Here is a 24655-nt window from a genome sequence, read left to right as displayed (position 1 = left end):
ATCCACAATCAGGTACGCGCCGCACGATTTGGCAGTTCGGGCAGGTCCGGTCCGGCCGCGTTGGTGGCGGACGAATGGATCCGGGTGTTGCGGACTCCCTCGAACCCGCCGACGGCGTAGAGGTGAGGTGCGCGGACGGTCCTCTCTGGATCGTGGAATCGATGGAATCGATGCCTGCCTGAGCCCGCGCGAGCGCGTCCGGCGGCCCTTGGCGGATCCGGTGGACGGGCCGGGGGAGACCGGGGGCGGGGTGCCCGGATGACCACGGGGCGGTCCGCCAGGACGGCGCCGCCGTGGTGGCGATTACCCTGGGATGTCGATCCATCCCCCCGTACAGGAGTGAAATGGCCGTCAATCTGGTCAATGTCGAGGCAGTCACCAAGGTGTACGGCACCCGTGCGCTGCTCGACGGTGTCTCTCTCGGCGTCTCCGAGGGGGACCGGATCGGCGTCGTCGGGCGTAATGGCGACGGCAAGACGACCCTCATCAGGCTGCTCAGCAGGCTGGAGGAGGCCGATACCGGGCGGGTCACGCACAGTGGCGGGCTGCGGCTCGGGGTGTTGACGCAGCATGATTCGCTCGATCCCGCCGCCACGGTCAGACACGAGGTCATCGGCGATCTCGCCGATCATGAGTGGGCCGGGAACGCCAAGATCCGTGATGTGCTCACCGGGCTCTTCGGCGGACTCGATCTGCCCGGGTTTCCGCAGGGGCTCGATACCGTCATCGCGCCGCTCTCCGGTGGTGAGCGGCGGCGGATCGCGCTCGCCAAGCTGCTGATCGGCGAGCCCGAGCTGATCGTGCTGGACGAGCCCACCAACCATCTCGATGTCGAGGGCATCGCCTGGCTGGCCGAGCATCTGCGGGCGCGGCGGTCCGCGCTCGTGTGCGTGACGCACGACCGGTGGTTCCTCGACCAGGTCTGTACGCGGATGTGGGACGTCCAGCGCGGTGCGGTGCACGAGTACGAGGGTGGCTACTCCGACTACGTCTTCGCGCGCGCCGAGCGCGAGCGCATCGCGGCGACCGAGGAGGCCAAGCGGCAGAACCTGGTCCGCAAGGAGCTGGCCTGGCTGCGGCGCGGTGCTCCCGCGCGTACGTCGAAGCCGCGCTTCCGGGTCGAGGCGGCCAATGAGCTGATCGCGGACGTGCCGCCGCCCCGTGACACCTCCGAGCTGATGAAGTTCGCCAACGCCCGGCTCGGCAGGACCGTCTTCGACATGGAGGACGTGACCGTCCAGGCGGGCCCCAAGGTGCTGCTCACCCATCTCACCTGGCAGCTCGGCCCGGGGGACCGGATCGGGCTGGTCGGGGTGAACGGCGCGGGCAAGACCTCGCTGCTGCGGGCGCTCGCCGAGGCCGCCCGTTCGCAGGGCGATGTCCAGCCCGCCGCCGGGAAGGTCGTGGTCGGCAGGACCGTCAAGCTGGCGTATCTGTCCCAGGAGGTCACCGAACTCAAGCCGTCGCTGCGGGTCCTCGAAGCCGTGCAGCAGGTACGGGACCGCGTCGACCTCGGCAAGGGGCGCGAGATGACGGCGGGCCAGCTGTGCGAGCAGTTCGGCTTCACCAAGGAGAAGCAGTGGACGCCGGTCGGTGATCTCTCCGGCGGTGAGCGGCGCCGCCTTCAGCTGCTGCGGCTGCTGATGGACGAGCCGAACGTCCTCTTCCTCGACGAGCCCACCAACGATCTCGACATCGAGACGCTCAACCAGCTGGAGGACCTCCTCGACGGCTGGCCGGGCTCGATGGTCGTCATCTCGCACGACCGGTTCTTCATCGAGCGGACCACCGACAAGGTGATGGCACTGCTCGGTGACACGAAGCTGCGGATGCTGCCGCGCGGGATCGACGAGTATCTGGAACGCCGCCGCCAGTTGATCGAGTCCGCGGTGCCGGCCACCGCGCCGGCCGCCGCCGAGGCGCGGTCGGCGGGAGCGGGTACGGGGGCCGGAGCGGGGGCCGTATCGGCCAAGGACGGCCGGGCGGCGAAGAAGGAACTCCAGAAGATCGAGCGGCAGTTGGACAAGATGTCCAGCCGTGAGACGACCCTCCATCAGCAGATCGCCGACCATGCCACAGACTTCGAGAAAGTGGCCAAATTGGATGCGGAGCTGCGCGAACTGGTGGGTGAGCGCGACGAGTTGGAAATGCGCTGGCTGGAGCTCGCGGAGGACGCGTAGAGACGCTGTGCAGGGCGCGTAACGAGCGCATCACGGGCCGGTCCTCCCTTGGGAACAGGGGCGGACCGGCCCGGCCCGTACAGGTGGCCGAGTGATACAAAGAAGCCCCGCTCGACTGATATGACGATGCGGAAACCGTGCCCGATTCGCTCCATTCCGGTGGCCGGTAATTATCGGCCACCGGAATCGCGGGGGAGTCCGACCGGGTCGCGGACCGTACTAACAGGGGGAAAGCGCTGATGAGCCAGCCGCCCAGTCAGCAACCGCCGCAGGGGGGCTTCGGAGCTCCGCAGGACCAGCCGCACGGTGGCCCGCCGGAGCAGGGGGGACCGCAGAGTCCGCCGCCGCCCGCGCAGCCGCCGCAGATGCCGCCTCCGCCGCAGATGCCGCCGGGTCCGCCGGCCGCGCAGCCCGGTTACGGCTATCCGCAGGCGGAACCGGCCGGGCAGGGGCAGCAGCAGCCCGGCCCGTACAGCCAGCCTGGGCCCTACAACCAGCAGCAGCCCGGCCCGTACAACCAGCCAGGGCCGTACGGCCAGCAGCAGCCCGGCCCGTACAACCAGCCCGGACCCTACGGCCAGCAGCCCGGACCCTATGGTCAGCAGCCCGGACCCTACGGCGGCGGCTATCCGCCCCAGCAGTTCCCCGGCCCGCCCACCGCCCCCGGTGGTGGCAGTGGCGGCAAGAACCCCTTCAAGGGCAAGCCCGGCGTCATCGTCGCGGCGGCCGTCGCGGGAGCGCTGGTCATCGGCGGCGGGATATGGCTCGCCGTCGGCGGTGACGACAGCGGCGACAAGCCGAACGTCAGCAAGAGCGGGGACGTCAAGCAGCCGAGCGGTTCGCCGAGCGTCGACCAGGGCGACGGCAGCGGCGGTGGCCGTGAGGCCGCGGACGACCTCAACGCCGGACGCAAGGACGGCGAGGCCAAGGTCGAGTGGCTCCAGACCAACGACGTGGACCTGCCGCGCAACGGCTCGGACGTGTACGGCCCCTGGTTCGCCGGCGACACCGTCGTCAAAGCCATGTACCGGCAGGTCGCGGGGTACTCCGTCGCCGACGGCAAGAAGAAGTGGACGCTGTCGCTGCCCACCGAGATATGCGCGGCGCCCGTCGCGCCCTCGGCCACCGGCAAGCTGGTCATCGGCGTCAAGAACGGCACCACGGACAAGGCCGACTGCAACCAGCTCCAACTGATCGATATGGCCACCGGCAAGGGCGGTTGGAAGAAGGAGATACCCGAGACGGGCGCCTTCGACCTGCTCTCCGACATCACCATCGCGATCAGCGGCGATACGGTGACCGCCGCCCGCACCGGCGCCGTCAACGCCTTCCGGGTGAGCGACGGCAAGGAGCTCTTCGGCAAGCTCCCCGGTAACTGCCAGCCGTACGCGCTCACGGGCGGCCCCAAGCTGATCGCCGCCGAGAGCTGCACCTCCGGCGGGAACCAGATCCAGGAGCTCGACCCGACGACCGGCCAGGCCAAGTGGACCTACAAGCTGGCCGCCGACTGGGACACCGACAAGGTCTACTCGATCAACCCGCTGGTCGTCTCCCTGAAGAACGACGAGAAGGACACCTGGAGCGTCGTCGCGCTCAACGCGAACGGCACCCAGCGCTCGCAGATCCAGGGCGGCAACGACAAGTTCGCACCGGACTGCGGCGGCAGTTTCATCGTCTTCGGCCAGAATCTGGAGGGCTGTGTCGGTGTCGCCGCCGACGCGAACACCTTCTACATGGCGACCGCGCCCGACAACACCGGCACCTCCCGCACCAACGAGATCGTCGCCTTCAGCCTGGACACCGGAAAGTCCACGTGGCGCGCCAAGGCGCCCGAGGGCCGGACGATGACGCCGCTGCGCATGGAGGGCGCGAAGATCCTGGTCTATCTGGACGCCACGTACGACACGGGCGGCGCGGTCGCGACCGTGGCCTCGAGCGGTGGCGCCCCGACCACGCTGTTGCAGCATCCGGCGTCCACGGCGGAGATCGAGAACTCCTTCTACTCGCCGAAGTACGCCTACGTGGACGGCCGTTTCTATGTGATGAGCGGCCGGGTCAGCGCGAGCAACGACGAAGAGGAACTGAAGACGAAGACGATGATGGCCTTCGGGAAATGACCCTCTCCGCTCTTCCCGCGCTTCCCGTTCTTCCCGCTCTCCCCGTTCTCTTCGTCCCCGACGACTTTCCCGAGGTACGCACGCCATGACGCAGCCGCCCCAGCCACCCAACGAGCCCCCGCAGGGAGGGTTCGGCGCTCCGCAGGAGCCCCCCGCCGGTGGGTTCGGTGCCCCGCAGGACCCGCCGCCCGGTGGGTTCGGTGCGCCGACGCCGCCCCCCGAGAACCCTCCGTACGGCTATCCGCAGACACCGCCGCAAGGCCCGCCGGCCCAGCCGCCGCAGATGCCGCCACCCGGCCACCAGCCGGGGTACGGATACCCGAACCAGCCGCCGGCGTACGGATATCCGGGGCAGCCGGGTCAGCCCGGCCAGCCGGGGCAGCCGCCCCCGTACGGCTACCCGCCCCAGCCCATGCAGCCGGGGGCCCAGCAGCAGTACCCGTACCCGCCGCCCCCGCAGGGCGCCGGTGCCGGTGGCGGCGGCAAGAAGCTGACCCGTCAGATGCAGATCATCATCGCCGCGTCCGTCGCCGTCGTACTGATCATCGGCGGCGGCATCCTGCTCGCCTCCGGTGGCGACAGCGAGAAGAGCGACGACGCCAAGGGCAGTTCGTCCGGCTCCACCGAGGGCGGTACGGGCGGCACCGGCGGCGAGAAGGCCGCCGACGGCGCCGGCAAGGAGAAGGCACCGGGCAACACCAGGTCCAAGGTCGCCTACCAGCTGCCGGTGCCCAAGGTCACCGACGTCACGACCGTCACCGGCTCCTGGGTCACCGACACCACGTATGTGAAGACCGGCGTCAACGAGATCGTCGGCTACGACCTGGACAAGGGCACCCAGCTCTGGTCGATCCCGCTCCCGGGCCAGGTCTGCGCGGCGTCGCCGCATGTCTCCAAGGACAACAAGACGGCGGTCGCCTTCGCGGCGGCCAAGACGACGGCCGCCGAGAACTACCAGCAGTGCACGGAGATCGGCGCGATCGACCTGACGGGCGGAAAGCTGCTCTGGTCCAAGTCCGTCAAGGGCTCCAACGTGGGTGACGAGAAGGTCCGGTTCAGCGAGGTCACCCTCAGCGGCGAGACCATCGCGGCCGGCGGCACCGACGGCGGGGCGGCCTTCAACCTGGCCGACGGTGCGATCCGGTGGAAGCCCGAGGTCAGCGCCGAGGGCTGCTACGACATGGGGTACGGCGGCGGCGCCGGGCTCGTGGCGGCCCGCAAGTGCGGCTCGTACGACGACCCGCAGGTCTCCATCCAGAACCTGAACCCGGTCTCCGGCGCCCCGATCTCCACCTTCCAGATGCCGACCGGCGTCGAGTACGCGAGCATCGTCTCGACCAACCCGCTGGTCGTGGCCGCCGACGTCGGCGACACGGCCGGGGACGGCAGCGGGATCTCGGACTTCTTCTCGATCGACGCGAAGACCGGCAAGCTGATCGCCAAGATCCCGGCGGACGCCGACAAGTACGCGGCGAAGTGCCGCTCCACCGAGGTCGAGTCCTGCCAGATGCTGGCGGTGGGCAACGGCCGGCTCTATCTGCCGACCGAGGAGCACGAGGGAGGCGGGGAGTACGGCGACACCAACGAGATCGTCTCGTTCGACCTCGCCACCGGCAAGGGCACCTCGGACCGCGCCGACGCCGGCGACCGCTACACGATGGTGCCGCTGCGCATGGACGGCGGCAGCATCATCGCGTACAAGCGGCCTCCGTACGACAAGGGCGGCCAGATCGTCTCCATCGACGGCGGCACGTTCAAGGAGACGGTGCTGATGGAGAACCCGGCCGACGAGGCCGTGCGTGACGCGGAGACCGGCTTCCTGCCGGACTACGCGGAACTGATCTATCAGGACGGCCGGCTCTTCATGTCCGACACCACGCTGAGCAAGCCGTCGAATTCGTCGCTGGACGAGAAGTCGTATCTCGCGGTGTCCTTCACGACCAAGTAGCGCCTCGGTCAAGTAGCCCCGCGGGCACGGTATTTCGGGCCCCGGCCCGTGGGTGACACCACGGGCCGGGGCCCCGTTCGTATCCGCTCCGGCCGGTCAGTAGTCCCGAATGGCACGGAATTCGGCAATCCGAGGGGCTTCTGACCGATAGGGGGCGCGCGATGTCGAACAAGCGTGTAGCTTGCCGGGTCAAGACACCGGGGGCCGGGGGGAGGGTTGCTCATGGGTGTGCGAATCATGGTGGTCGACGATCACAGACTGCTCGCCGAGGCGCTCGCCTCGGCGCTGAAACTGCGCGGGCACCGGGTGCTCGCGGCGGCGGCGCCCACGGCGGGCGTCGCCGAACTGGTGGTGAGCAGAGCGCCCGAGGTATGTCTGCTGGGCACCGCGGCGCCCGCCGAACCGGGGACGTTCGACCCGATCGTACGGATCAAGCGGGACCGCCCGCAGGTGGCGGTGGTGGTGCTCGGGCCGGTGCCCAGCCCGCGCGGGATCGCCGCGGCCTTCGCGGCCGGCGCCTCCGGTTACGTACGGCACGACGAACGCATCGAGGGCGTGGAGCGGGCCATGGTCAAGGCGCGGGCGGGCGAGTCCGCGGTGGCGCCCCAGCTGCTCCAGGGCGCGTTCACCGAGCTGCTCAATCCGGTGGTCCAGCCGGACGACGAGGGCCAGCGGCTGCTGCGGATGCTCACCCCGCGCGAGGTGGAGGTGCTGGTACGCGTCGCGGAGGGCGAGGACACCCGGCTGATCGCCGCCGGGATGGGCATCGCACCGAGCACGGCCAGGACGCATGTGCAGCGGGTGCTGATGAAGCTGGGGGTGGGCTCCCGGCTGGAGGCCGCGGCGCTGGCGGCGCGTACGGGGCTGCTGGACCGGGCCGCGCTGTCCGGGGGATCCGGCGGATCCGTCGGAGAAAGCGGCACGCGGAAGGGGCCGGACCACCGCGCTCAGCACGGGTGAAGTCCGGCCCCCGGTAAGGACTGCTACTCCGAAGGCGGGGCGGGCGGGGCGGGCGCCATGGGGCGCGGCTTCAGCCATGTATGCGTATATGCCCGCGCACTGCTCCCGCGAGTCAATGGAGCGCCGTTGATCGGATGTCGCGAGGGTGTTTCGTTCGTGCCCCCCGCTGTCCGGCCGCTGAGGCGCTCCATTGACGCAACTGTTTGTTTGTGGTTTGTTGTGTGTGATTCTGTTGATGGTGGTGTGTGGGTGCGGGCCGTGGAGGCAACCGATGAAGAAGACGGTGACGAGGCTCGCCGACGGCCGCGAGCTGGTCTACTACGACCTGCGGGACGACGCGGTGCGCGACGCCCCCGACCGCAGGCCCCTCGGCCCGGTCGCCACCAGCTCGGAGATCCGCCGGGACGCGCTGCTCGGTGACGCGGTCGCCATCGCCTCGCACCGCCAGGCCCGTACGTACCACCCGCCCGCCGACGAGTGCCCGCTCTGCCCCTCGCGGGACGGCCGGCTCAGCGAGATCCCCGAGCCGGACTACGACGTCGCCGTCTTCGAGAACCGCTTCCCCTCCCTCGCCGGGGACTCGGGACGCTGCGAGGTCGTCTGCTTCACCTCCGACCACGACGCCTCGTTCGCGGACCTCACCGAAGAACAGGCCGGTCTGGTGCTGGAGGCATGGACCGACCGCACCGCCGAACTGGCCGAGCTGCCGCAGGTCGAGCAGGTCTTCCCGTTCGAGAACCGCGGCGCGGAGATCGGCGTGACGCTCGGCCACCCGCACGGGCAGATCTACGCGTACCCCTTCGTCACCCCGCGCACCGCGCTCATGCTCCGTTCCATACGGGAGCACCGGGCCGCGACCGGCCGCAACCTTTTCGACGACCTCGTCGAGCGGGAGCGGACCGAGGGCGGCCGGGTGGTGCTCGAAGGGCGGCACTGGGTGGCGTTCGTGCCGTACGCGGCGCACTGGCCGTACGAGGTGCACCTCTACCCCATACGGCGGACCCTCGACCTGAGGGGGCTCGACGACGCGGCGCGCACAGAGTTCCCACAGATCTATCTGGAACTCTTGAGACGCTTCGACCGGATCTTCGGCGAAGGTGAACCGCGGACGCCGTACATCTCGGCCTGGCACCAGGCGCCCTTCCGGGCCGAGGGGCGGCACGACTTCGCGCTTCACCTTGAGCTTTTCACCATCCGCCGCACTTCCGGCAAGCTGAAATTCCTCGCGGGTTCCGAATCCGGCATGAGTGTGTTCATCAACGACGTGCCGCCGGAGGCCGCGGCCGAGCGACTGCGAGAGGTAGCGAGCGAGTGAGTGAGACTGTGTCTTCCCCGTCTTCCCCGGGGACGACCCCCGTGCCCCGGAAGTACTTCGTCACAGGCGGTGCGGGGTACGTCGGCAGCGTGGTCGCGGCACATCTGCTGGAGGCCGGTCACGAGGTGACCGTGCTGGACGACCTCTCCACCGGATTCCGCGAGGGCGTCCCGGCGGGAGCCGACTTCGTCGAGGGCCGGATCCAGGACGCGGCGAAGTGGCTGGACCCCTCGTACGACGCGGTGCTGCACTTCGCCGCGTCCTCGCAGGTGGGCGAATCCGTCGCCAAGCCCGAGAAGTACTGGGACAACAACGTCGGCGGCTCGATGGCGCTGCTCGCGGCGATGCGTTCGGCCGAGGTGCGCACGCTCGTCTTCTCGTCCACCGCCGCGACCTACGGGGAGCCGGTCTCCACCCCCATCACGGAGACCGACCCGACAGCGCCCACCAGCCCGTACGGCGCTACCAAGCTGGCCGTCGACCATATGATCAGCGGGGAGTGCGTGGCGCACGGTCTCGCGGCCGTCTCGCTGCGGTACTTCAACGTGGCCGGGGCGTACGGCAGTTGCGGTGAGCGGCACGACCCCGAGTCGCATCTCATCCCGCTGGTCCTCCAGGTCGCCCTCGGCAAGCGGGAGGCGATCTCGGTGTTCGGCGAGGACTACCCGACGCCGGACGGCACCTGCGTACGCGACTACATCCATGTCGCCGATCTCGCCGAGGCCCATCTGCGCGCGCTGGACGCGGCCACCGCCGGCGAGCATCTGATCTGCAACCTCGGCAACGGCGCGGGCTTCTCGGTCCGCGAGGTCATCGAGACCGTACGCGCGGTCACCGGCCACCCCGTCCCCGAGGTCGTGGCCCCGCGCCGGGGCGGCGACCCCGCCGTTCTGGTCGCCTCCGCCGAAGCGGCCCGCGACCGCCTCGGCTGGACCCCGAGCCGCGCCGATCTGGCGGGGATCGTCACGGACGCGTGGGCGTTCGCACGCCGGAAGGAGAACCAAGGGTGAGCGAGAGCGGTACGGGCGCGGGTGGTGCGGGCGCAGGTGGTGCGGACGTCGGCGAGGCGGTGGCCGAGGAGTTCCGGCGGCTGTACGGAGCCGGACCGGAGGGCGTCTGGGCGGCCCCCGGCCGAGTCAATCTGATCGGCGAGTACACCGACTTCAACGACGGCTTTGTGATGCCGCTGGCGCTGCCGCACCAGGCGGTCGCCGCGGTGTCCCGCCGTACGGACCCGGTCCTGCGCGTGCACTCCGCGGATGTCGCGCAGGGCGTCGTCCAGCTCGACGCCGACGCGCTCGTACCGCTCTCCGACACCGGCTGGGCCGCCTATCCGGCCGGCGTCGTCTGGGCGCTGCGCGAGGCCGGGCACCCGGTCGGCGGCGCCGACATCCATCTGGCGTCGACCGTCCCGACCGGCGCGGGCCTCTCGTCCTCGGCCGCGCTGGAGGTCGTCACCGCGCTCGCCCTGAACGACCTGTACGAACTGGGTCTGTCGGCACCCGAGCTGGCGGTGCTCGCGCAGCGCGCCGAGAACGACTTCGTCGGCGTGCCGTGCGGGGTCATGGACCAGATGGCCTCGGCGTGCTGCACCGACGGACACGCGCTCCATCTGGACACCCGCGACCTCTGCCAGCGCCAGGTGCCGTTCGACCTGGCGGCCCACGGCCTGCGGCTGCTGGTCGTCGACACCCGCGTCAAGCACGCGCTCGGCGACGGCGCGTACGCCGAACGGCGCGCGGGCTGCGAGGCGGGCGCGCGGGCGCTCGGCGTGCGCGCGCTTCGCGATGTGGCGTACGAGGACCTGCCCGGGGCGCTCGACCGGCTGGCGGCGGCGGGCGAGAGCGAGACCGTCCGCCGCTACGTCCGCCATGTCGTGAGCGACGACTACCGGGTGGAACGGGTCATCGCGCTGCTGGACGCGGGCGACGTCCGCGCGGTCGGCGAGATCCTGGTCGAGGGCCACGCCTCGCTCCGCGACGACCTGCGGGTCTCCTGCGCCGAACTGGACCTGGTGGTCGAGACGGCCACGACGGCCGGTGCGCTCGGCGCCCGGATGACGGGCGGCGGCTTCGGCGGCTCGGCGATCGTCCTGGTCGAGGAGCCGGACGCGGAAGCCGTCACGAAGGCGATCACGGAAGCCTTCACGGCAGCGGGCCACACGGCCCCGCGGGTCTTCCCGGCGATCCCGTCGAGGGGGGCGCACCGGCTGGTCCGATGAGGGCCGGCGCGCACGGCTCCGGCGTCCCCGTGCCGGGGGCCGTCCGGTTGGCGCGCGTCCTGATCAGGTCGGTGACTTGATCAGGTCAGCGACTTGATCAGGATGTACTCCGTCACGCCCGGCGGGTAGTCCATGACCTCGCCGATGACCTGGTAGCCCTGCTTGCGGTAGAAGTCCGGGGCCTGGAAGTCCCAGGTTTCCAGGCGCGCCCGCGCGCAGGCGTGTTCCGTCCTGGCCACGCGTTCCGCTTCGGCCAGCAGCCGGCTGCCCAGGCGGGCGCCGCGGTGGCGGTCGTCGACCCAGAGCAGATCCACGTGGAGCCAGCGGGCCCAGGTGCGGCCGGCCAGGCCGCCGGCAAGTTCGCCCGTCGTATCGTCCAGCAGCCAGACCTGGAGCGGGACTTCCTCGCCCAGCGGACTGGTACGCAGCGCGCGCAGTACAGGTGAGCGGTGCGAGTTGGCCGCGCCCAGCCGTTCGCCGAGCGCGGCGTGCCGTTCCTTGTCGACTTCTGTCTCCATACGAAACATGGGGCCCACCATAAACAGGGCGGCCGACGAGTTCTGCGAAATTCCTTCCGCTTCGGGCCCACGCCCGTACGCTGGGGAAAAGCACCGGTGGGGGCCGGCGCTGTTCAGGGGTGGAGACAAGTCGGGTACGACGCCCGGGGTGGGGCAGTGGTCATCAGGCGGCGGCGGCCGTGCCGTTGACCTGTCACCCCGTATACCGGGCGCCGTGCCCGCGATGTCCGCCACCCGCCTTCAGGGGGTGTCCATTGGTACGTATCCGGGTTCTCGTGGTGGACGACCATCGCATCTTCGCCGAGTCGCTCGCCGCCGCACTCGCGGCCGAGTCCGACGTGGACGTGTCGGCTGCGGGCAGCGGCCCCGCCGCGCTGCGCTGTCTCGAACGCGCGGCGGCGGAGGGGCGCAGGTTCGATGTGATGCTCGTCGACGCCGATCTGGGCATGGTCCCGGGTGCGGTCGGCGGTGCGGTCAACGGCGCGCTGAGCGGGACCGTGGGTGGCTCGGTCAACGGCTCGGTCAACGGGACGACGGTGGGACCGGGACCGGGGCCGGCATCGGCTTCGGGCTCTGGCTCGGCCGGCGGACCGGCTCATCAGGTGCCGGTCGCCCGTGCCGTGCCCGACCACGGCGAAGTCGCCCTGGTCGACGGCATCTCGCTGGTCGCCGGGGTCCGTTCGGGCCAGCCGTCCGTCCGTACGGTCGTGCTCGCCGAGAAGGACGACCCGCACCGCGCCGCCCTGGCGCTCCAGGCGGGCGCCTCCGGATGGGTCGCGAAGGACTGCTCGCTGTCACGGCTGCTCGCCGTGATGCGGGGCGTCCTGCGGGGCGAGACACATCTGCCGCCCGCGCTGCTCACGGGTGTCCTGCGCGAGCTGACGGCCGCGCGCAAACACCGTACGGAGAGCGAGCGGCTGGTCGAGTCGCTGACGCCGCGCGAGCGCGAGGTGCTGCGCTGCATGGTCGCGGGGCTCGGGCGCAAGGCCGTCGCCGAACGCCTCTTCCTCTCCCCGCACACGGTCCGTACGCATATGCAGAACGTGCTCGGGAAGCTGGGCGTGCACTCCACGCTGGCCGCCGTCGCCCTGGCCCGCCGGGCGGGCGTCGGACCGGTCGATCTGGTGCCGCCGCTAGGGAACGTTGTCGAACGGGGCGGTCAACTGGCGTAGCAGCCCCGCCAGTTCACCACGCTGGGCGCGGGACAGTTCGGCGAGGATCGCGCGCTCCTGGGCGAGCAGCCCGGCGAGCGCCTGATCCGCGCGGTCCCGCCCCTCGGCGGTGAGCCTGACCAGCACCCCCCGCCGGTCGCTGGGGTCGGGCAACCGCTCGACCAGGCCCTTCTTGGCGAGCCGGTCGATACGGTTCGTCATCGTGCCCGAGGTGACCAGGGTCTGGGTCAGCAGCTGGCCGGGCGAGAGCTGATACGGGGCGCCCGCGCGCCGCAGCGAGGTCAGCACGTCGAACTCCCACGGCTCCAGGCCGTGCTCCGAGAACGCGATACGGCGCGCGCGATCGAGATGGCGGGCCAGCCTGCTCACACGACTGAGCACCTCGAGTGGTTCCACGTCGAGGTCGGGGCGCTCTCGGCGCCATGCTGCGACCAGTCGGTCGACCTCGTCCTCCATGACGATCAGTGTAGAGGGTGCCTCGACATGAAGTCTCTTGACGTCAAGATATATGCGGGTGCAGGGTGGGACGTATCCGCCGCGGGTCGTTCCGGCGGTGTACTACGCGACCGCGATGGGGGCTCCACCATGCACTCCGCACCCTCCCCTTCCACCTCTCCCGCCGAGCCGCCCGCTCCGACCTGGGACCCGAAGCAGTACCTCAGGCACGCCGGCCATCGCAGCCGTCCGTTCCTCGATCTGCTGGCCCGTATCCCCGAACTGCCCGCCGACGACGCCGGAACCGTCAGGATCGCCGACCTCGGCTGCGGCCCCGGCAATGTCACCGCGCTCCTCGCCGACCGCTGGCCCGCCGCCCGGATCACCGGCTTCGACAACTCGCCGGAGATGCTCGACCGGGCCCGCGAGGGGTACGAGGGCCCCACCGCGGGCGGCGGCGCGCTGGACTTCCGGGACGGTGACGCCGCGCACTGGACGCCCGGCGAACCGTACGGCCTGATCGTCTCCAACGCGGCCCTCCAGTGGGTGCCGAACCACCCCGAGTCCTTCGCCGACTGGATCGATGCCCTCGTCCCCGGCGGCACCTTCGCCTTCCAGGTCCCCGGCAATTTCACCGAGCCCAGCCACGCCCTGCTCGCCGAAGTGTGCGCCACCCCGCGCTGGCGCGATCGGCTCGACCTCTCGGCCCTGCGGTACGTGCGCGTCCTGGAGCCCGCGGACTACCTCACGCGCCTCTCGGACCTCGGCTGCGCGGCGGACGTCTGGGAGACGACGTATCTCCAGCTCCTCACCGGCGAGGACCCGGTGCTCGACTGGGTGAAGGGCACGGCGCTGCGGCCCGTCCTCACCGCGCTGGAGGGCGACGAGGCGGCCACGGAGGAATTCACCGCCCAGTACCGCGACCTGCTCCGCGCCGCCTACCCCCCGGGCCCGCACGGCACGGTCTTCCCGTTCCGCCGTATCTTCGCGGTCGCCCACAAGGAAGCGTGAGGCCCGGTGCTGACCGCATTCGACCATGTCCTGCTGGCGGCCCCGCCCGGCTCGGAGGACGCGCTGCGCGGCTACTACGTGGATGTCCTCGGGATGACCGAGATGCCCAAGCCACCGGCCCTGGCCGCGCGCGGCCAGGGCCGGTGGTTCCGGGCCGGATCCGTACAGCTTCATCTCGGGATCGAGGGGGACTTCCGACCCCCGAAGAAGGCCCACTCGGGCCTGCGCGTCACCGGCATCGAGACGTACGCCCACCGCATCCGGACGGCGGGAGCGCCGGTGACCTGGGACGACAACCTCCCGGGCCACCGGCGCTTCTACTCCGAGGACCCGGTCGGCAACCGGCTCGAATTTCTGGAGCCCCTCGGCTGACTCGCTTGGCTCAGAACCGACGCTTCAGGGCGTCGAGTGTGATGTCCAGGTCAATGGTGAACGGGACACTGAGCTTGAGACGGTCATGGTGGATGCCCGTCAGCTGGTACGACTTGGCAAGCGGGTCCAACTCGTAGACGCGTACGACGGGATGCCGGTCGGCGCCGGCCACCTCGACCAGCCAGAAGTTGGGGATGCCCGCCGCGGCGTACTTGTGCGGTTTGCTCTCACGGTCACGTGCCTCGGAGTCCGGGGATACCACCTCGACGGCGAGCAGAAGATCGGCGGCCTGGAAGCGAGTCTGTTCCAGGTCGGTGGCCGCGTCGGCCTGGACGACGAGAACATCCGGCTCGGGGCCGTTGCGGCGATCGAGGATCACCGTCATCTCTCGTTCGACCTCCACATCCGATGGCGCCGAACGGCTCAAGCCGGTCACCAGCAAGTCGATCATTCGGGCATGAAAACGGCGCTGCGGACTCACGAAAACAAGGCTCCCGTCGATCAGCTCAGTGTGCGGCGGGAGTCCTGGCAGGGTGAACAGATCGTCCACGGTGTAGCCGTCCTGCGGGGGCACAGGCCACTGGTGTGCGGCCTTGACTGGCTCTGCGGTCATGATTCCTCCCATGGACGGAATGCTCGGCCCTGCTCCTCCACCGTAGCGGTGGAATACGACCTCGTCATCACAATGAGTGACCGTGCCCCCCGGGCCTGATGTCCTTGGCCGGCGACGCCCCTCAGATCTTCCGGTGGCCTATGAGCCGCGGCTTCGGTTCCAGGTTCTCCAGGCCGTGCCAGGCCAGGTTCACCAGATGCGCCGCCACCTCGGACTTCTTCGGGCGGCGCGCGTCCACCCACCACTGGCCGGTCAGCGCCACCATGCCCACCAGCGCCTGGGCGTACAGCGGTGCCAGCTTCGGATCGAAGCCGCGGGCCTTGAACTCCATGCCGAGAATGTCCTCGACCTGGGTGGCGATATCGCTGATCAGCGAGGCGAACGTACCTGTGGACTGCGCCACCGGAGAGTCGCGGACCAGGATGCGGAAGCCGTCCGTATACGTCTCGATGTAGTCGAGGAGCGCGAACGCGGCCTGTTCCAGCAGCTCACGGGGGTGGCCGGCGGTGAGGGCGCTGGTGACCATGTCCAGTAGCTGGCGCATCTCGCGGTCCACGACCACCGCGTACAGGCCCTCCTTGCCGCCGAAGTGCTCGTAGACGACGGGCTTGGAGACCCCGGCCTTCGCCGCGATCTCCTCGACCGACGTGGCCTCGAAGCCCTTCTCGGCGAAGACGGTGCGGCCGATGTCCAGCAGTTGTTCGCGCCGTTCCGCACCGGTCATCCGGACCCTGCGCGTCCGCCGCCCTCCCGTGGTCCGGCCCTTGTCGCTGCTGCCCTTGCCGCTCGTGCTGCCGTCGATCGCCACGGTGCCCATCATGCCTTGGCGGGTGCGCTCTTGCGGCGGGTGTCCAGTCGGGAAGCGTTCGGCCAGCGGACGTCGGACGCCCAGCCCAGCAGCTCGAACCAGCGGATGATCCGGGCGCTGGAGTCGAGCTGCCCCCTGAGCACGCCGTGCCGCGCGCTGGTCGGGTCCGCGTGGTGCAGGTTGTGCCAGGACTCGCCGCAGGACAGCACCGCGAGCCACCAGACATTCCCCGAGCGGTCCCGGGACTTGAAGGGGCGCTTGCCGACCGCGTGACAGATGGAGTTGATCGACCACGTGACATGGTGCAGCAGCGCCACCCGTACCAGCGAGCCCCAGAAGAACGCCGTGAACGCCCCCCACCAGGACATCGTCACCAGCCCGCCCACCAGCGGCGGGATCGCCAGCGAGGCGACCGTCCAGAGCGCGAACTGGCGCGAGACCGCGCGAATCGCCGGGTCCTTGATCAGATCGGGCGCGTATGTGTGCTGCGGCGTCTGCTCCTCGTCGAAGAGCCAGCCGATGTGCGCCCACCACAAGCCCTTCATCAGCGCGGGAAGGGACTCGCCGAACCGCCACGGCGAGTGCGGGTCGCCCTCCGCGTCCGAGTATTTGTGGTGCTTGCGGTGGTCCGCCACCCAGCGGACCAGCGGGCCCTCCACGGCGAGCGAACCGGCCACGGCCAGCACGATCCGCAGCGGGCGCTTCGCCTTGAAGGAGCCATGGGTGAAGTAGCGGTGGAAGCCGATGGTGATGCCGTGGCAGCCGATGTAGTACATCGCGACCATCAGGCCCAGATCGAGCCAGCTCACGCCGCCCCAGGCCCACGCCAGCGGCACCGCCGCGAGCAGGGCCACGAAGGGCACGAGGATGAAGAGCAGCAGGGCGATCTGCTCGATGGACCCCTTGCTGTCCCCGCCGAGCGTGGCGGAGGGGAGCGGGGTGCCATCGGCGCCCGAAGCGGTGGTGGAAGAGGTGGGGGGAGTGGAGGGATCGTCGATCACGTCGGGGGGTGTGGGCATGAGGGGTCCCCTGGGGTGAGGAATAGGTCAGAAGTACGAATGGGGCAGAAGGTTGGATACGGGTGCGTAACCTACGGCATCGTAAGTATGGCAGCGCCATACGGCGCGGCAAGAGGCCTGTGGATAACACCAAGCGAAGGACACCTATCCTTGTTGTCGTCGGACAGCGCGGTCCGCGAGACCTTCTCCCGGAAGGTCTGACGCCTCCAGAACCCTCCAGACGTGCTCAAACACTGCAAGGAGCCGCACCTGTGAGCAGTGCCGACCAGACCCCAACCGCCAGCGCGGAGCTGCGTTCAGACATCCGCCGTCTCGGTGACCTCCTGGGCGAGACCCTCGTACGGCAGGAAGGCCCGGAGCTTCTCGACCTCGTCGAGCGGGTACGCGCGTTGACGCGCGAGAACGGCGAAGCCGCCGCCCGGCTTCTCGGTGACACCGACCTGGAGACCGCCGCCAAGCTGGTGCGCGCCTTCTCCACCTACTTCCATCTGGCCAATGTCACCGAACAGGTCCACCGCGGCAGGGAAATGCGCGAACGGCGCGCCGCCGAGGGCGGCCTGCTCGCCCGCACCGCGGACCGGCTCAAGGACGCCGACCCCGAGCATCTGCGCGAAACCGTCAGGAACCTGAACGTACGGCCCGTGTTCACCGCGCACCCCACCGAAGCCGCGCGCCGCTCCGTACTCAACAAGCTCCGCCGCATCGCCGAACTGCTCGAAGCACCCGTCATCGCCTCCGACCGGCGCCGCCACGATCTGCGGCTCGCCGAGTCCATCGACCTGATCTGGCAGACCGACGAACTGCGCGTCGTACGGCCCGAACCGGCCGACGAGGCGCGCAATGCCATCTACTACCTCGACGAACTGCACGTCGGCGCCGTCGGTGACGTACTCGAAGACCTCGTCGCCGAACTGGAGCGCGTCGGCGTCGAGCTGCCCCACGGCACCCGGCCGCTCACCTTCGGCACCTGGATCGGCGGCGACCGCGACGGCAACCCCAACGTCACCCCCGAGGTCACCCGCGAAGTACTGATCCTCCAGCACGAGCACGGCATCACCGACGCGCTCGAACTCATCGACTACCTGCGCGGCCTGCTCTCCAACTCCATCCGCTACACCGGCGCCACGGACGAACTCCTCGACTCCCTCCAGACCGACCTGGCGCGCCTCCCGGAGATCAGCCCCCGCTACAAGCGGCTCAACGCCGAAGAGCCCTACCGCCTCAAGGCGACCTGCATCCGCCAGAAGCTCGTCAACACCCGCGAACGCCTCGCCAAGGGCACCCCGCACCAGCCCGGCCGCGACTTCCTCGGCACCGCCGAACTCCTCGACGACCTCACCCTGATCCAGTCCTCGCTGCGCCAGCACCGCGGCGGCCTCTTCGCCGACGGCCGCATGGACCGTACGATCCGTACGCTCGCGGCCTTCGGGCTCCAACTCGCCACCATGGACGTACGCGAGCACGCCGACGCCCACCACCACGCGCTCGGACAGCTCTTCGACCGTCTCGGCGAGGAGTCCTGGCGTTACAGCGACATGCCGCGTGAATACCGGCAGAAGCTCCTCGCCAAGGAACTGCGCTCCCGCCGGCCGCTCGCCCCCACCCCCGCGCCGCTCGACGCCGCCGGCGAGAAGACCCTCGGCGTCTTCCACACCGTCCGCCAGGCCTTCGAACGGTTCGGGCCCGAGGTCATCGAGTCGTACATCATCTCCATGTGCCAGGGCGCGGACGACGTCTTCGCCGCGGCCGTGCTGGCCCGCGAGGCCGGACTTCTCGACCTGCACGGCGGCTGGGCCAAGATCGGTATCGTGCCGCTGCTGGAGACCACGGACGAGCTGCGCGCCGCCGACGTCATCCTCGACGAGATGCTCGCCGACCCCTCCTACCGGCGGCTCGTCTCGCTGCGCGGCGACGTCCAGGAGGTCATGCTCGGCTACTCCGACTCGTCCAAGTTCGGCGGCATCACCACCTCGCAGTGGGAGATCCACCGCGCACAGCGACGGCTACGCGACGTCGCCCACCGGCACGGCGTACGGCTGCGCCTCTTCCACGGCCGCGGCGGCACCGTCGGCCGCGGCGGCGGCCCCTCGCACGACGCGATCCTCGCCCAGCCCTGGGGCACGCTGGAGGGCGAGATCAAGGTGACCGAGCAGGGCGAGGTCATCTCCGACAAGTATCTGATCCCCTCCCTGGCCAGGGAGAACCTGGAACTGACCGTCGCCGCCACACTCCAGGCCTCGGCCCTGCACACCGCGCCGCGCCAGTCCGACGAGGCACTGGCCCGCTGGGACTCGGCGATGGACACCGTCTCGGACGCCGCGCACGCGGCATACCGCGCGCTGGTCGAGGACCCCGACCTGCCCGCGTACTTCTTCGCCTCCACTCCCGTCGACCAGCTCGCCGATCTGCACCTCGGCTCCCGGCCCTCCCGGCGGCCCGACTCCGGCGCCGGTCTGGACGGACTGCGCGCCATCCCCTGGGTCTTCGGCTGGACGCAGTCACGGCAGATCGTGCCCGGCTGGTACGGGGTCGGCTCGGGCCTGAAGGCCCTGCGCGAGGCCGGACCCGACACAGTGCTCGACGAGATGTACGAGCACTGGCACTTCTTCCAGAACTTCCTCGCGAACGTCGAGATGACGCTCGCCAAGACGGACCTGCGCATCGCACGCCACTACGTGGACACCCTCGTGCCCGACGAGCTGAAGCACGTCTTCGGCGCCATCGAGGCCGAGCACGCGCTCACCGTCCAGGAGGTGCTGCGGATCACCGGCGGCGAGAAGCTTCTCGACTCCAACCCGGTGCTCCAGCAGACCTTCGCGATCCGGGACGCCTACCTCGACCCGATCTCCTACCTCCAGGTCTCCCTGCTCGCCCGCCAGCGCGCGGCGGCGAAGCGGCAGGACGCGCCCGATCCGCTGCTGGCGCGGGCGTTGCTGCTGACGGTCAACGGGGTCGCGGCGGGGCTGCGCAACACCGGCTGATCGCGGTACGCACGACACGTAGGTACGCACGTACGTACGCGACGACCGCCCCCGGCCCGGAAACCCCGGGTCGGGGGCGGTTTCGCGCGTACGCGCGGTGTCGCGCCTCAGAGTGCGAAGAACGTGGCCAGCAGCAGCGCGGCGCCCGCCAGCGCCGTCCCCCAGGCCGTCCGGGTCATCCGCAGACCGCCGCCGACGACGAGCGAGGCCAGCAGCAACGCCCCGCCCAGCGGCACCCACGCGTACAGCAGCCCCGCCGCGTCGGAACGGACCAGTTCATCGGTGCCCGGCTTCACGACGACCGGGAACCGCTCGCCCTTCTTGACGGCGACCGACTGCTGGATGGTCATCCCCGCGCGGGGGCCGTCCGGGCCGTCGGGATCGTACGGCCCGGTGCAGCTCTCGTCCGCGCAGCGGGCCACCGCGAGCGTGCCGTGCTCACGGCCCTTGGCGAGCACCACATGGTGCGCGGAGTCCCAGGAGGTCCAGACGGCCGCGACGAGCAGCAGCGCGGCGACGCCGCCCATCACGGCCCGCCGGCCGAAGGAGAGTACGCGGCCGGAGGAGTTCCGCTTCCGCCGCTTCCGCCCTGTCGTCCGTCCCATAGGGCGGGATCTTTGGCCATAGATATGCGCCCGGTCAACTCAGGGCCGTCGGAGAGCTGTCGGAGAGCTGTCGGAGAGCTGTTCGGAGACTGGAGGACGCATGGGGGGTTTGTCAGGAGTTGTACCTGCTTTGCGCGCGCTCCAGCCCCTCGATCACCAGAGCCTCCACCGCGTCCGCCGCACGGTCCACGAAGTACCCCAGCTCCTTGCGCTCCGTCGACGAGAAGTCCTTCAGGACGAAGTCCGCGACCTGCATCCGGCCAGGCGGCCGGCCGATCCCGAACCGTACCCGGTGGTAGTCGGGGCCCATCGCCTTCGTCATCGACTTCAGACCGTTGTGGCCGTTGTCCCCGCCGCCCAGCTTCAGCCGCAGTACGCCGTAGTCGATGTCCAGCTCGTCATGGATCGCGACGATGTTCGCCGTCGGGACCTTGTAGAAATCGCGCAGCCCGGTGACCGGACCACCGGACAGATTCATGTACGAGGTGGGCTTGGCCAGCACGACCCGGCGGTTGGCCGGGCCCGGCGGCCCGATCCGGCCCTCGATCACCTGGGCCTGCGCCTTCTGCGCCCGCTTGAAGGAGCCGCCGATACGCTCCGCCAGCAGATCGGCCACCATGAACCCGACATTGTGCCGGTTGGCCGCGTAACCGGGCCCGGGATTCCCCAGGCCGACGATCAGCCAGGGGGCGTTGGCATCCGTGGTCATCCGCGCTGCGTCTCCTCTGGATCAGGTGGATCGGGGTGGAACAGGTGGATCGGGGTGGCGTACGGACAGGCGAACGGGGTGGCGGGCCTCGGCCCGCCACCCCGTGGGGCACAGCGTACGGATCAGCCCTCGGCGCCCTCGGCCTCGGCCTCCTCCGCGCTCGGCTCCTCGGCCTGCGCGGACAGGATCTGGATGACGACCGCGTCCTCGTCCGTGACCAGCGTGGTGCCGGACGGCAGCGGGACATCCTTGGCGACGATCGAGTCACCGGCGTCCAGACCCGCGATGGAGACCGTGACGGACTCCGGGATGTGGGTGGCCTCGGCCTCGACGGTCAGGGTGTTGAGCACGTTCTCCAGCAGGTTGGCGCCCGGGGCCAGCTCGCCCTCGGTGTGCACCGCGACCTCGACCGTGACCTTCTCGCCGCGCTTCACCGCGAGCAGGTCGACGTGCTCGATGTGGCCCCTGATCGCGTTGCGCTGGACGGCCTTCGGGATGACCAGTTCCTCGCGGCCCTCGATGTCCAGGGAGATCAGCGCGTTCGCCGTCTTCAGCGCCATCATCAGGTCGTGGCCCGGCAGGGTCACGTGGACGGTGTCGGCACCGTGGCCGTAAATGACGGCGGGGACCTTGTTGGCGCGACGGGTACGGCGGGCGGCGCCCTTGCCGAACTCGGAACGGACCTCGGCGCTGATCTTCACTTCAGCCATGACGGCACTCCTCGTAGGTGACAGGAAAACGGCCGTCACCCGGCCACGACAGGCCTGCTACGAAGAGCGCGTCGATAACGGACCGCCGCACATGAGTGCGGCCTCCCTCGCCGAGCAACTTGGTGAGTCTACCCGGCGGGGAGGCCGCCTCAGAAATCGATCTTGCGGGCGGTGGGCTCCGGGGCACGTAGCCCGGGAGTCCGGGAGCCCGGAGCCCCGAGATACCGCTACGCCTGCTCCTCGAAGAGGCTGGTCACCGAACCGTCCTCGAACACCTCACGCACCGCACGGGCGATCGTCGGCGCGATCGACAGGACCGTGATCTTGTCGAGTTCGAGATTCCCGGGGTCGGGCAGCGAATTCGTGAAGACGAACTCGCTGACCTTCGAGTTCTTCAGCCGGTCGGCCGCCGGACCCGACAGCACGCCGTGCGTGGCCGTCACTATGACGTCCTCCGCGCCGTGCGCGAAGAGCGCGTCCGCCGCCGCGCAGATCGTGCCACCGGTGTCGATCATGTCGTCCACCAGGACACAGACCCGGCCGGCCACATTTCCGACGACCTCGTGAACGGTCACCTGATTGGCGACATCCTTGTCACGGCGCTTGTGCACGATCGCCAGCGGCGCCCCCAGCCGGTCGCACCAGCGGTCCGCGACCCGTACCCGGCCCGCGTCCGGCGAGACCACCGTCAGCTTCGACCGGTCCACCTTCCCGGCCACATAGTCCGCCAGCACCGGCAGCGCGAAGAGATGGTCCACCGGACCGTCGAAGAAGCCCTGGATCTGGTCCGTGTGCAGATCGACCGTCAGGATCCGGTCAGCCCCGGCGGTCTTCATCAGATCCGCGACCAGCCGGGCCGAAATCGGCTCCCGGCCACGGTGCTTCTTGTCCTGCCTGGCATAGCCGTAGAACGGCACGATCACGGTGATGCTCCGGGCCGAGGCCCGCTTCAGCGCATCGATCATGATCAGCTGTTCCATGATCCACTTATTGATCGGAGCGGTATGGCTCTGGATCAGGAAGCAGTCCGCGCCGCGGGCCGACTCCTGATAGCGCACATAGATCTCACCATTGGCGAAATCGAATGCTTTGGTCGGCACAATCCCGACACCCAGCTGTTGCGCGACCTCCTCGGCCAGCTCGGGGTGGGCGCGGCCGGAGAAGAGCATCAACTTCTTCTCGCCGGTCGTCTTGATCCCGGTCACAGCACTGTCTCCTCAGACGTGTTGATGGCCGCTGCACCCGCGCGTCCCTGCGAGCCAGCCGAATCGTGCAGTTATCACGGTACGCCGAGATTGGCGCATCTCTTTCCGGTCAGCTTTCCTTCCCGCCGCCGGCCGAGGTGCTCCCGGCCGCCTGGGCCGCCTGGGCGGAGGCACTCCCCGGCCGCTTCCTGGCCACCCAACCCTCGATATTCCTTTGCTGGCCCCGGGCCACGGCCAGCGAACCGGGCGGTACGTCCTTCGTGATGACCGACCCGGCCGCCGTGTACGCGCCGTCCCCCACCGTGACAGGCGCCACAAACATGTTGTCCGAGCCCGTCTTGCAGTGTGAGCCGACCGTCGTGTGGTGCTTCGTCTCGCCGTCGTAGTTCACGAACACGCTCGCGGCGCCGATGTTCGTGTACTCGCCGATCGTCGCATCCCCGACATACGACAGATGCGGGACCTTCGTGCCCTCACCGATCGTCGCGTTCTTCATCTCGACATACGTACCGGCCTTCGCCTTCACGCCCAGCCGCGTACCCGGCCGCAGATACGCGTACGGCCCCACCGAGGCCGCCGCACCGATCTCCGCGCCGTCCGCCACCGTGTTGTCCACCCGGGCGCCCGCGCCGACCACCGTGTCCTTCAGCCGCGAATTCGGCCCCACCTCGGCACCCTCGCCAAGATGCGTGGCGCCCAGCAACTGCGTACCGGGATGCACGACCGCGTCCTGCTCGAACGTGACCGACACATCGACGAAGACCGACGCCGGATCCACCACCGTCACCCCCGCCAGCATCGCCCGCTCCAGCAGGCGCCCGTTCAGCAGCCGGCGCGCCTCCGCCAGCTGCACGCGGTTGTTGATGCCCAGGATCTCGCGGTGATCGACGGCGACCGACGCGCCGACGCGATGACCCGCCTCCCGCAGGATGCCGAGCACATCGGTGAGGTACTCCTCACCCTGGCTGTTGTCCGTACGCACCTTGCCCAGCGCATCCGCCAGCAGAGGCCCGTCGAACGCGAAGACGCCCGAGTTGATCTCGCGGATCGCGCGCTGCGCGTCGGTGGCGTCCTTGTGCTCCACGATGGCCGTGACCGCGCCGCTCGCCCCGTCCCGGACAATCCGCCCGTATCCGGTCGAGTCCGGGACCTCGGCGGTCAGCACCGTCACCGCGTTGCCGTCGGCGGCATGCGTCGCGGCCAGCGCGTTGAGGGTCTCGCCGGAGAGCAGCGGGGTGTCGCCGCAGGCGACGATCACGGTTCCGTGCGGCGTGGACCCCAGCTCCTGGAGGGCGATCCGTACGGCATGGCCGGTCCCGTGCTGCTCGGCCTGGTAGGCGGTGCGGACGCTGGCGTGCTCGGCGGAGAGATGGCCCTCGACCTGCTCACGGGCGTGTCCGACGACCACGACGAGCTGCTCGGGGCCGAGCTCACGGGCCGCGGACACGACATGCCCGACGAGCGAGCGTCCGCAGACCTCGTGCAGAACCTTGGGGGTCTTCGACTTCATGCGGGTTCCTTCACCCGCTGCGAGAACGACGACGGCTGCCGGGCGGTTGGTGCTCACGGGGATGCCCTTCGGCTTCGGGTGATGGACAACCGCAGGATACCGGTGGGTTTCGGGACGGAAGCGAGGACGGGTCCTGACCGGCGAGGTCAGGACCCGAACTGCGTAGCTCCCGGGGAAGGAATCGAACCCTCATTCAATGGACCAAAACCATTTGTCCTGCCTTTAGACGACCCGGGATGGTTTGCC

21 protein-coding genes and 1 tRNA gene are annotated in these 24655 nt (G+C 69.8%); 11 read left to right on the top strand and 11 right to left on the bottom strand.

Going from position 1 to position 24655, the window contains the following annotated elements; translation table 11 throughout:
* Nucleotides 1-344: 344 nt before the first annotated feature.
* The 7 genes from ACIRQP_RS10495 (at nucleotide 345) to galK (ending at nucleotide 10741) form a co-directional block, all read left to right on the top strand.
* Entirely contained in the window at nucleotides 345-2180 is a 1836-nt protein-coding gene (locus ACIRQP_RS10495) for an ABC-F family ATP-binding cassette domain-containing protein (protein ID WP_403886472.1), read from the top strand.
* A 239-nt stretch (nucleotides 2181-2419) separates the two neighbouring features.
* Nucleotides 2420-4297, top strand: coding sequence for a PQQ-binding-like beta-propeller repeat protein (locus tag ACIRQP_RS10490; protein ID WP_403886469.1), 1878 nt, complete (start codon nucleotides 2420-2422; stop codon nucleotides 4295-4297).
* 85 nt (nucleotides 4298-4382) lie between these two features.
* Nucleotides 4383-6245 carry a PQQ-binding-like beta-propeller repeat protein gene (locus ACIRQP_RS10485; protein ID WP_403886466.1) on the top strand — a complete coding sequence of 621 codons (1863 nt, stop codon included), beginning with the start codon at nucleotides 4383-4385 and terminating at the stop codon, nucleotides 6243-6245.
* Between the two features lie 222 nt (nucleotides 6246-6467).
* Entirely contained in the window at nucleotides 6468-7205 is a 738-nt protein-coding gene (locus ACIRQP_RS10480) for a LuxR C-terminal-related transcriptional regulator (RefSeq protein WP_403886463.1), read from the top strand.
* Nucleotides 7206-7476: 271 nt separating this feature from the next.
* Nucleotides 7477-8520, top strand: coding sequence for a galactose-1-phosphate uridylyltransferase (gene galT / locus ACIRQP_RS10475; protein WP_403886460.1), 1044 nt, complete (start codon nucleotides 7477-7479; stop codon nucleotides 8518-8520).
* Between the two features lie 41 nt (nucleotides 8521-8561).
* On the top strand, nucleotides 8562-9530 hold the full coding sequence (galE, locus tag ACIRQP_RS10470) for a UDP-glucose 4-epimerase GalE (RefSeq protein WP_403886457.1): 969 nt from the start codon (nucleotides 8562-8564) through the stop codon (nucleotides 9528-9530).
* Nucleotides 9531-9589: 59 nt separating this feature from the next.
* Nucleotides 9590-10741 carry a galactokinase gene (gene galK / locus ACIRQP_RS10465; RefSeq protein ID WP_403887129.1) on the top strand — a complete coding sequence of 384 codons (1152 nt, stop codon included), beginning with the start codon at nucleotides 9590-9592 and terminating at the stop codon, nucleotides 10739-10741.
* Between the two features lie 80 nt (nucleotides 10742-10821).
* Here galK and ACIRQP_RS10460 read toward each other — a convergent pair whose 3' ends face one another.
* The gene (locus tag ACIRQP_RS10460) at nucleotides 10822-11268 is read right to left on the bottom strand and encodes a GNAT family N-acetyltransferase (protein WP_403886454.1); all 447 of its coding nucleotides are present in this window, start codon (nucleotides 11266-11268) and stop codon (nucleotides 10822-10824) included.
* A gap of 245 nt (nucleotides 11269-11513) precedes the next feature.
* Between ACIRQP_RS10460 and ACIRQP_RS10455 the strand changes: the two genes are divergently transcribed.
* Entirely contained in the window at nucleotides 11514-12431 is a 918-nt protein-coding gene (locus ACIRQP_RS10455) for a LuxR C-terminal-related transcriptional regulator (RefSeq protein WP_403886451.1), read from the top strand.
* Here the strand turns inward: ACIRQP_RS10455 and ACIRQP_RS10450 are convergent.
* Nucleotides 12393-12887: a MarR family winged helix-turn-helix transcriptional regulator gene (locus ACIRQP_RS10450; protein WP_129766999.1), complete on the bottom strand. Its 495-nt coding sequence runs from the start codon at nucleotides 12885-12887 to the stop codon at nucleotides 12393-12395. The two genes, ACIRQP_RS10455 and ACIRQP_RS10450, sit on opposite strands and share 39 nt — an antisense overlap.
* Nucleotides 12888-13016: 129 nt before the next feature.
* On the opposite strand from ACIRQP_RS10450, the gene ACIRQP_RS10445 reads away from it, so the two are divergent.
* Together ACIRQP_RS10445 and ACIRQP_RS10440 are read left to right on the top strand one after the other, a co-directional pair.
* The gene (locus tag ACIRQP_RS10445) at nucleotides 13017-13877 is read left to right on the top strand and encodes a trans-aconitate 2-methyltransferase (RefSeq protein ID WP_403886448.1); all 861 of its coding nucleotides are present in this window, start codon (nucleotides 13017-13019) and stop codon (nucleotides 13875-13877) included.
* Between the two features lie 6 nt (nucleotides 13878-13883).
* A complete protein-coding gene (locus ACIRQP_RS10440) occupies nucleotides 13884-14249 on the top strand; it encodes a glyoxalase (protein ID WP_403886446.1) in 366 nt (121 codons plus the stop codon).
* A 10-nt stretch (nucleotides 14250-14259) separates the two neighbouring features.
* On the opposite strand, the gene ACIRQP_RS10435 is transcribed toward ACIRQP_RS10440, so the two are convergent.
* The 3 genes from ACIRQP_RS10435 to ACIRQP_RS10425 all read right to left on the bottom strand — a co-directional run bounded on the left by ACIRQP_RS10435 (nucleotide 14260) and on the right by ACIRQP_RS10425 (nucleotide 16689).
* Complete coding sequence (locus tag ACIRQP_RS10435; protein ID WP_403886443.1) at nucleotides 14260-14862, bottom strand: Uma2 family endonuclease; 603 nt, start codon at nucleotides 14860-14862, stop codon at nucleotides 14260-14262.
* A gap of 121 nt (nucleotides 14863-14983) precedes the next feature.
* Nucleotides 14984-15682: a TetR/AcrR family transcriptional regulator gene (locus ACIRQP_RS10430; RefSeq protein ID WP_403886440.1), complete on the bottom strand. Its 699-nt coding sequence runs from the start codon at nucleotides 15680-15682 to the stop codon at nucleotides 14984-14986.
* Complete coding sequence (locus tag ACIRQP_RS10425; protein WP_403886437.1) at nucleotides 15679-16689, bottom strand: acyl-CoA desaturase; 1011 nt, start codon at nucleotides 16687-16689, stop codon at nucleotides 15679-15681. The genes ACIRQP_RS10430 and ACIRQP_RS10425 overlap by 4 nt, the downstream gene beginning before the upstream one ends.
* Before the next feature lie 251 nt (nucleotides 16690-16940).
* Here ACIRQP_RS10425 and ppc point away from each other — a divergent pair, with 251 nt between their 5' ends.
* Nucleotides 16941-19670: a phosphoenolpyruvate carboxylase gene (gene ppc / locus ACIRQP_RS10420; RefSeq protein ID WP_403886434.1), complete on the top strand. Its 2730-nt coding sequence runs from the start codon at nucleotides 16941-16943 to the stop codon at nucleotides 19668-19670.
* A gap of 107 nt (nucleotides 19671-19777) precedes the next feature.
* Here ppc and ACIRQP_RS10415 read toward each other — a convergent pair whose 3' ends face one another.
* The 6 genes from ACIRQP_RS10415 to ACIRQP_RS10390 all read right to left on the bottom strand — a co-directional run bounded on the left by ACIRQP_RS10415 (nucleotide 19778) and on the right by ACIRQP_RS10390 (nucleotide 24646).
* Nucleotides 19778-20275: a hypothetical protein gene (locus tag ACIRQP_RS10415; RefSeq protein WP_403886431.1), complete on the bottom strand. Its 498-nt coding sequence runs from the start codon at nucleotides 20273-20275 to the stop codon at nucleotides 19778-19780.
* A gap of 112 nt (nucleotides 20276-20387) precedes the next feature.
* Nucleotides 20388-20984, bottom strand: coding sequence for an aminoacyl-tRNA hydrolase (gene pth / locus ACIRQP_RS10410; RefSeq protein WP_403886429.1), 597 nt, complete (start codon nucleotides 20982-20984; stop codon nucleotides 20388-20390).
* Nucleotides 20985-21106: 122 nt separating this feature from the next.
* Nucleotides 21107-21694: a 50S ribosomal protein L25/general stress protein Ctc gene (locus tag ACIRQP_RS10405; protein ID WP_403886426.1), complete on the bottom strand. Its 588-nt coding sequence runs from the start codon at nucleotides 21692-21694 to the stop codon at nucleotides 21107-21109.
* A gap of 227 nt (nucleotides 21695-21921) precedes the next feature.
* The gene (locus ACIRQP_RS10400; RefSeq protein WP_403886423.1) at nucleotides 21922-22899 is read right to left on the bottom strand and encodes a ribose-phosphate diphosphokinase; all 978 of its coding nucleotides are present in this window, start codon (nucleotides 22897-22899) and stop codon (nucleotides 21922-21924) included.
* A gap of 109 nt (nucleotides 22900-23008) precedes the next feature.
* The gene (gene glmU, locus ACIRQP_RS10395; RefSeq protein WP_403886421.1) at nucleotides 23009-24466 is read right to left on the bottom strand and encodes a bifunctional UDP-N-acetylglucosamine diphosphorylase/glucosamine-1-phosphate N-acetyltransferase GlmU; all 1458 of its coding nucleotides are present in this window, start codon (nucleotides 24464-24466) and stop codon (nucleotides 23009-23011) included.
* 109 nt (nucleotides 24467-24575) lie between these two features.
* Nucleotides 24576-24646, bottom strand: a tRNA-Gln gene (locus tag ACIRQP_RS10390).
* Nucleotides 24647-24655 lie beyond the last annotated feature (9 nt).

The sequence above is a fragment of the Streptomyces sp. NPDC102274 genome, from assembly GCF_044766385.1.
Lineage (GTDB): Bacteria > Actinomycetota > Actinomycetes > Streptomycetales > Streptomycetaceae > Streptomyces.
The sequence above is the reverse complement of the archived record's forward strand: the minus strand, read 5'-3'. Positions and strand labels throughout refer to the sequence as shown.